Source organism: Candidatus Omnitrophota bacterium (assembly GCA_028717245.1).
Lineage (GTDB): Bacteria > Omnitrophota > Gorgyraeia > Gygaellales > Profunditerraquicolaceae > JAGUYA01.
Genome location: JAQUOD010000018.1, coordinates 1 through 6,122, shown reverse-complemented (window position 1 = coordinate 6,122; position 6,122 = coordinate 1). Strand labels below are relative to the sequence as shown.

The following is a 6,122-nucleotide window of genomic DNA, read 5'->3' as shown; positions in this document are numbered from 1 at the left end:
GAAGGGGAGTTCTCTTCAGTACGAGAGGACCTAGAGAAACGAACCTCTGGTGTTCCGGTTGTCCTGCCAAGGGCAAAGGCCGGGTAGCTATGTTCGGAAGGGATAAGCGCTGAAAGCATCTAAGTGCAAAGCCCCCCCCAAGAATAGGTATCCCTGTGCCGCAAGGCACTGAAGGCTGGTCGTAGACTACGACCTTGATAGGCGCAAAGTGTAAGATCCGTAAGGATTTAAGCTAATGCGTACTAATAGCCAATCGGCTTGACCCTTAATCTTTTTTTGCCTCTGGCGAGAAAAGATTATCCTGAGGTTCCTTCATGCAAAAGTGTTGGAACCGCAGCATAAATGGTTCATCCGGTTATTGTGGTTTTACCTGGTTTGTAGTTGTGAATTTTTACTTTGTAAAAATTCATCCTGAGCGTTACCTATTTATAGAAAATTTAGGTTAAAGCGAAGGATAGGGGGAAAAAAGATCCTTCGGCTCGTTCTCAACGAGCCTCAGGATTAATTCGCACATAAATTTACTCACGCTGCGTGTTCGTAAGTTTAGTGCTCATTAAAATTTGGGGCGCTCATACTGGGAGGGAAACACCCGTTCCCATTCCGAATACGGAAGTTAAGCCTTCCAAGGTCGATGGTAGTGTAGTCGTAAGGCTATGTGAGAGTAGATAGGTGCCCCTTAAAATAAAAAGACGCCTATGGCTTTTAGCTGTAGGCGTTTTTTTATTGTTAGATTTCGCCACTTTCTGCGTCTATTACAACAAGAAGGCAGGACCCGCTACTTCGTTATCCCAAGCGGAATTTGGCTTGGGATTTTTGGTTTTAGGGGTATAATATATGTGTATCTGGAAAATAGGCTTGAAAGAAAGGGGGAGAAAAGATGATGTGTATCTGGAGTTCGGTAGATTTAGTAAATACGCTGCTCTGCATAGTTATTCTCATCTTAGGGCTCTCTGTTTATAAGAAAAAGAAAAATAATCTGGCTAAATCTGTTGCCATAGCTTTTGGGCTCTTTGCCTTTTCGCATATAATAAGCCTTCTGGGATGGGCAGGTGGTTTGCTAGGGTTACAAATCATAATTAGAGTGCTGGCGTATCTGATACTTATATTTGCTTTGCTAAAAATAAAGGAGGCGTAATGGCAAAAAAGGTTTTATTAGGATTGATGGTCGTGGCAGTGCTTTTTTCGTGGCAATTCGCGTTTTGCGGGGAAAAGGAGCTTCCTCAAGATAAAATAATCGCCATAGCCACACAGGCGCTTAAAGATTCCGGCATTGACACTAAGGATGTAAAGATTGTTTTTGACGAGAATGGGAAGCTTTGGTGTGAAGAGAGCGGTTTTGTCGGTTTTGAAGACAAATCCATGAATCACGGCATCCTAAAGCGGGGTTTCCTAAAGAATTACCGGATAGTATACTTTGATTTTAAGGAGCCAGTCAAAGACATGTGGGTTTTTGTTGACAAAGATACGGGTGAGGTGTTAACTTATATAAAGGAGCAAAAATAATTAGTTATTCTCTAAAAAGGACCGTTTTTGCATTAATCCCAAGCTGAATTTGGTCCTTCGACTTCGCTCAGGACAAATCCTGAGCCAAATAAAATAAGCCGAAGGATTTGCTTGGGATTTTTGCTTTGCATTTTGTAGTTGGTATGGTATAATTTACTCCCCAAAGCGGGGAGGGGTAAATTATCAATTACCTGATAGCCACGGAGGTGGAGTATGTCAGAAGTAGCAACAGTAAAAACCAAAGAAGAAGCCATGACTGGCATGGGGGATGTTTGCAGCGAGCTCTTCAAGGAGTGGTTAGTTGATTTAAATTTTGAAGAAAAAAAGATTTGGCTTTGGAACGCATCAGTAGAAATGTGCAGGATTAAACAAAGAAAGCTTCAAGCTTCTTATTAAGGTATTTTATTTAAATAAAGAATAAAGAAAGCAAGGGTTAAGATAGAAGAGTTTTTGAAGAAAGAGGATAGTAAAGCGCAGCTATCGGCAAAGGCCAAATTTAAAAAACCTGCTTTCTTAGAGTTGTCGGAAGCGGGTTTTTTGTTTTAAGCTTATTTATGATGATGACGCACAAAACAGGCAATGCAGCAGGCACAGCGTATGAGGCTAATCCGCCCGGGATAAATTTTTACGGGCTGGGGATCGCGCCGAAAATCCTCGATATCCTGGAACGGATAAAATTCAAGGTTCCTACCCCGATTCAGCGTAAGGCTATCCCTCTGGCGATTACGGGCAAGGATGTCATTGGCATCGCCCAGACCGGAACCGGAAAAACACACGCCTTTGTCATACCTATGGTGCAGATGCTGGCGCAGAAAAAGGGCATAGGTTTAGTCCTTGCGCCTACGCGGGAGTTAGCTATTCAGATTGATGAAGCTTTTAGGGGAATCGCGCCTGCCTTCGGTATGCGCACTGCCTGTCTTATCGGCGGGGCTCCCATGCTCCCCCAGGTACAGGCTTTGCGTAAGAACCCGCGCGTGGTTATTGCTACCCCGGGCAGGCTCCTTGACCACATGAGCCAGTGGAATATCATGCCTAATGAGGTAGCTATGCTGGTGCTTGATGAAGCAGACCGCATGCTGGATATGGGTTTTGCTCCGCAGATCAATAAGATCCTGCGTTTCTTACCTAAAGAAAGGCAGACCATGCTTTTTTCCGCGACTATCCCCAAAGAAATTATGGAGATGGCTGCCAAATATATGAAACTGCCGGTTTGTATTGAGATTGCCCCTTCAGGCACGACTGCCGAACACGTTACGCAGGAATTATTTATCGTGAAGAGGGAAGCCAAGCAGCAGCTCTTAGGTAAATTACTTACGCAGTATCAGGGTTCGGTCCTTTTATTTTCCCGCACCAAATATAACGCCAGAAAACTCTGCCGCGCCATCCGAGATATGGGCCATAGCGTAGCCGAGATACATTCTAACCGCTCGCTGAGCCAGCGCCGCGAAGCGCTGGAAGGTTTTAGGGCCGGCAGATATAAAGTGCTCGTGGCTACGGATATTGCCGCAAGAGGCATTGATGTCAGCGGGATTGAGCTGGTCATTAATTATGACCTTCCCGAAGACGCCCAGAATTATGTGCACCGCATAGGCCGTACAGCCAGGGCAGGACATAAAGGCCACGCCATTTCTTTTGCTACTCCTGAGCAGAGCGCTGAAGTCAAGGATATTGAAAAGATTATCCGGGCTTCTTTGCCCGTTTCTAAACACCCCCATGTCCCTTCGGCAGAATTCATCAAGCCCGGGCACCATTCCGCGGACAGAGAGCAGAGAAAAAATTACTTTAGGAAACAGAGACGCAATAGCTACCACCGGCATTAATTCTTTTCTATCCTCAAAAATTATACTAGGATAAACAGACGTAACTTATATATAGGAGGGAGTATGTTCAGGGAGAAGATTAAGGTATTAGATTGCACTATTAGAGACGGCGGCCTGATTAATAACCACGATTTTGACTTTCGTTTCGTGCGCGCAGTGTATAAGGCGCTTTCTGAGGCAGGCGTGGATTATATGGAGATAGGCTATAAAAACTCCAAGAGGCTCTTTTCGGAAAAGGAATTCGGTAAGTGGAAGTTTTGCGAAGATGATGATATTAAGAAGGTTATTGACGGCATTGAGTCGCGGACAAAGATCTCTATTATGGTGGATGTGGATAGGGTAGATATCGAAGACGTCAAACCCCGTAAACAAAGCCCGGTCTCCATGATTAGGGTGGCTTCTTATGTCAAGGATATTGACAAAGCTATATTTTTGGTGAACCACTTTGCGGATAAGGGTTATGAGACTACGGTAAATATCATGGCCATATCGCGCGCGCTGGATAATGAACTGACTGAGGCGCTTACGCAGTTGGAAAAAGAGAGCAAGGCAAATGTTATTTATATAGTGGATAGTTTCGGGGCCCTTTATCAGGAGACGACGGAGTTCCTGATTAAGAAGGCCAAGGCTATCATCAAGACCAAAGAGATCGGCATTCACGCGCATAATAACCAGCAGCTGGCCTTCGGTAATACTATTGAAGCAATCATTCACGATGCGAACTTTGTGGATGGTACTGTTTATGGCCTGGGCAGGGCAGCGGGAAATTGTCCGTTAGAGCTAATTTTAGGTTTTTTAAAGAATCCTAAATTCGATATCCGGCCGGTGCTGGATTTAATCTCCAAAGAGTTTGTTCCTTTACGCGAAAAGATCGAGTGGGGCTATATTATTCCTTATGCTATTACCGGTATCCTGGATGAACATCCCCGCGCGGCAATGGCGTTACGCGATAGCGACAAAAAAGAAAATTACCGCGAATTCTACGAGAGTTTAGTGGGTGAAGATGAGGAGTGAAGTAGAATGAACGTAGCAGAGTTTAAAAAGAAGCCCTTAATGGGTATCCTGCGCGGTATAGTATTAGAGCAGATCGAGCCGTTGATTGAAACGATAATTTCATCGGGCCTGGAGACTATAGAGATTGCCATGAATACTCAAGGTGCTGCCCAGTTAATCCGCGAGGCTAAAAAAATCAGCCAGAAACGCCTTACACTCGGCGCAGGCACAGTGTTGGATATGCGCAGCTTAAAATCTGCCCTAGATTCCGGAGCTACTTTTATTGTTATGCCGGTTCTGGTAAAGGATGTTTTAGGATATTGCGTAAAAAATAAGATACCTGTTTTTCCTGGTGCACTTACTCCGCGGGAGATTTACCAGGCCTGGAAGGAAGGAGCAACCATGGTCAAAGTCTTTCCCGCCAAGTTTTTCGGCCCGGAATACTTTAAAGAAATCAAAGGTCCCTTCAACGATATTGAGCTTTTAGCCTGCGCAGGAGTGACACCCGAGAATTTACGTGAATATTTCGCCTGCGGCGCCAGCGCAGCAGCCTTCGGTGCATCGGTTTTTAAAAAAGAATGGCTGCAAAGAAAAGACTACTCAAGTATCACCCGCGCCATCAAAGCCTACCTGGAGCAACTCCCATAAAATAATGGAGAGGTTCACCAGCGGAAACCCGCCCCGGCAAGGAGAGAAATTTCTTTGCCTTCCTTAAGCGCTTCTAAGAAGGCTTCCCCCTGATTTTTAAAGAGGGTTTTGGAGAGCTTCAGGTTTATCCCCAGGTCTTCATGCCGCGGATTCTTTAGCCTGAGATTTAGATTATAGCCGCTTCCGAGTGAACAGGCAGCTTCAAAAACAATACTGCGCAGCCTTCCTTCTTCGCAGGGCATTTCAAATAATAAGCCAAGTTTTTTGTTTATCTTCCAGGAACCAAAGAGGGTAATTTTTTTCTTTAACGGAGCCGCGCCTATACCTATTTCATATTGCAGGCCTCTTTTAAGGGGCTTACCCAGGCTGACCCTGAAATCAAATCCGGAATTCAGCTCTTCATTTAACGCATATGAGATTCTGTATTTCTCGGTGATATCCCAAAAGCCTTTAAAGGTGATGGCCTGAGTGATTTTTTTCTTGGTTTTTAAAGCGGTTTTGGTATAGGTATAGATGAGCTGGTTTTGCGCGTTTACTTCCCAGGAACCGGTGAGGGTGAGCGTATCGTAGGAGTCTTTTTGTTTTTTAACCAGAAAGCTCAGGCGGTTATGCTTATCCGCATGCCATCTGCCCTCTAATTGCAGGGTATAGAGATGTGTTTTTCCGTATGAATCTCTGGTGGAAACTGAAAATACCAGGGCATCGGCTCGGGTGGCAATAATTTCACTCTTTAAGATAAGCTTATCCTGGGTTTTATTCAGGGTGAGCGTAAGGTTATGTTTTTTATCTAAGGACCATTCTCCGCAGAGTTTGAGTTGCCGGGGAATAGAGGGGTAAGGCGAACTTTTAAGCTGGCAGGTGAGAAGATTATTTTTATCAATCCTAAAAGTAGAGTCTACGACATACCTAAAACCCGCGCCCCCTTTTTTAAAAATTAGCCTGTTGAGAGGGTCAATTTCGTATCTTATTTTTTCGATTTTACGCATAGATTAATGATAACATGTTTATTTTATTTGAGCAATAAGAGAGTACATAAAGTAAAATATCTTTCGCACTTTTGATATTGCCATACAAATAAAAAAGGCATATCCTCTTAGGTTGATAACGCAAATTATTAACCTAACCGGGCTGTTAAGCCCAGCAAAGGAGGATACGCCT

Annotated in this window: 7 protein-coding genes and 2 rRNA genes; 8 read left to right on the top strand and 1 reads right to left on the bottom strand. The window is 44.3% G+C overall.

Annotation, left to right across the window (positions count from 1 at the left end):
* From PHV44_07435 to PHV44_07400, 8 genes are all read left to right on the top strand, one after another.
* Positions 1 to 266, top strand: a 23S ribosomal RNA gene (locus PHV44_07435); the annotation flags it as partial.
* A gap of 295 nt (positions 267 to 561) precedes the next feature.
* Positions 562 to 678, top strand: a 5S ribosomal RNA gene (gene rrf / locus PHV44_07430).
* 199 nt (positions 679 to 877) lie between these two features.
* Complete coding sequence (locus tag PHV44_07425; protein ID MDD5593093.1) at positions 878 to 1,135, top strand: hypothetical protein; 258 nt, start codon at positions 878 to 880, stop codon at positions 1,133 to 1,135.
* Positions 1,135 to 1,503: a hypothetical protein gene (locus PHV44_07420; GenBank protein ID MDD5593092.1), complete on the top strand. Its 369-nt coding sequence runs from the start codon at positions 1,135 to 1,137 to the stop codon at positions 1,501 to 1,503. The genes PHV44_07425 and PHV44_07420 overlap by 1 nt, the downstream gene beginning before the upstream one ends.
* 213 nt (positions 1,504 to 1,716) lie before the next feature.
* Positions 1,717 to 1,899 (top strand): hypothetical protein, encoded by a 183-nt coding sequence (locus PHV44_07415; protein MDD5593091.1) that lies wholly within the window; start codon positions 1,717 to 1,719, stop codon positions 1,897 to 1,899.
* 158 nt (positions 1,900 to 2,057) lie between these two features.
* On the top strand, positions 2,058 to 3,323 hold the full coding sequence (locus PHV44_07410) for a DEAD/DEAH box helicase (protein ID MDD5593090.1): 1,266 nt from the start codon (positions 2,058 to 2,060) through the stop codon (positions 3,321 to 3,323).
* A 63-nt stretch (positions 3,324 to 3,386) separates the two neighbouring features.
* Positions 3,387 to 4,337 (top strand): aldolase catalytic domain-containing protein, encoded by a 951-nt coding sequence (locus PHV44_07405; GenBank protein MDD5593089.1) that lies wholly within the window; start codon positions 3,387 to 3,389, stop codon positions 4,335 to 4,337.
* A gap of 6 nt (positions 4,338 to 4,343) precedes the next feature.
* Positions 4,344 to 4,964 (top strand): bifunctional 4-hydroxy-2-oxoglutarate aldolase/2-dehydro-3-deoxy-phosphogluconate aldolase, encoded by a 621-nt coding sequence (locus PHV44_07400; protein MDD5593088.1) that lies wholly within the window; start codon positions 4,344 to 4,346, stop codon positions 4,962 to 4,964.
* A 14-nt stretch (positions 4,965 to 4,978) separates the two neighbouring features.
* Here PHV44_07400 and PHV44_07395 read toward each other — a convergent pair whose 3' ends face one another.
* Positions 4,979 to 5,950: a hypothetical protein gene (locus tag PHV44_07395; GenBank protein MDD5593087.1), complete on the bottom strand. Its 972-nt coding sequence runs from the start codon at positions 5,948 to 5,950 to the stop codon at positions 4,979 to 4,981.
* Positions 5,951 to 6,122: the final 172 nt, after the last annotated feature.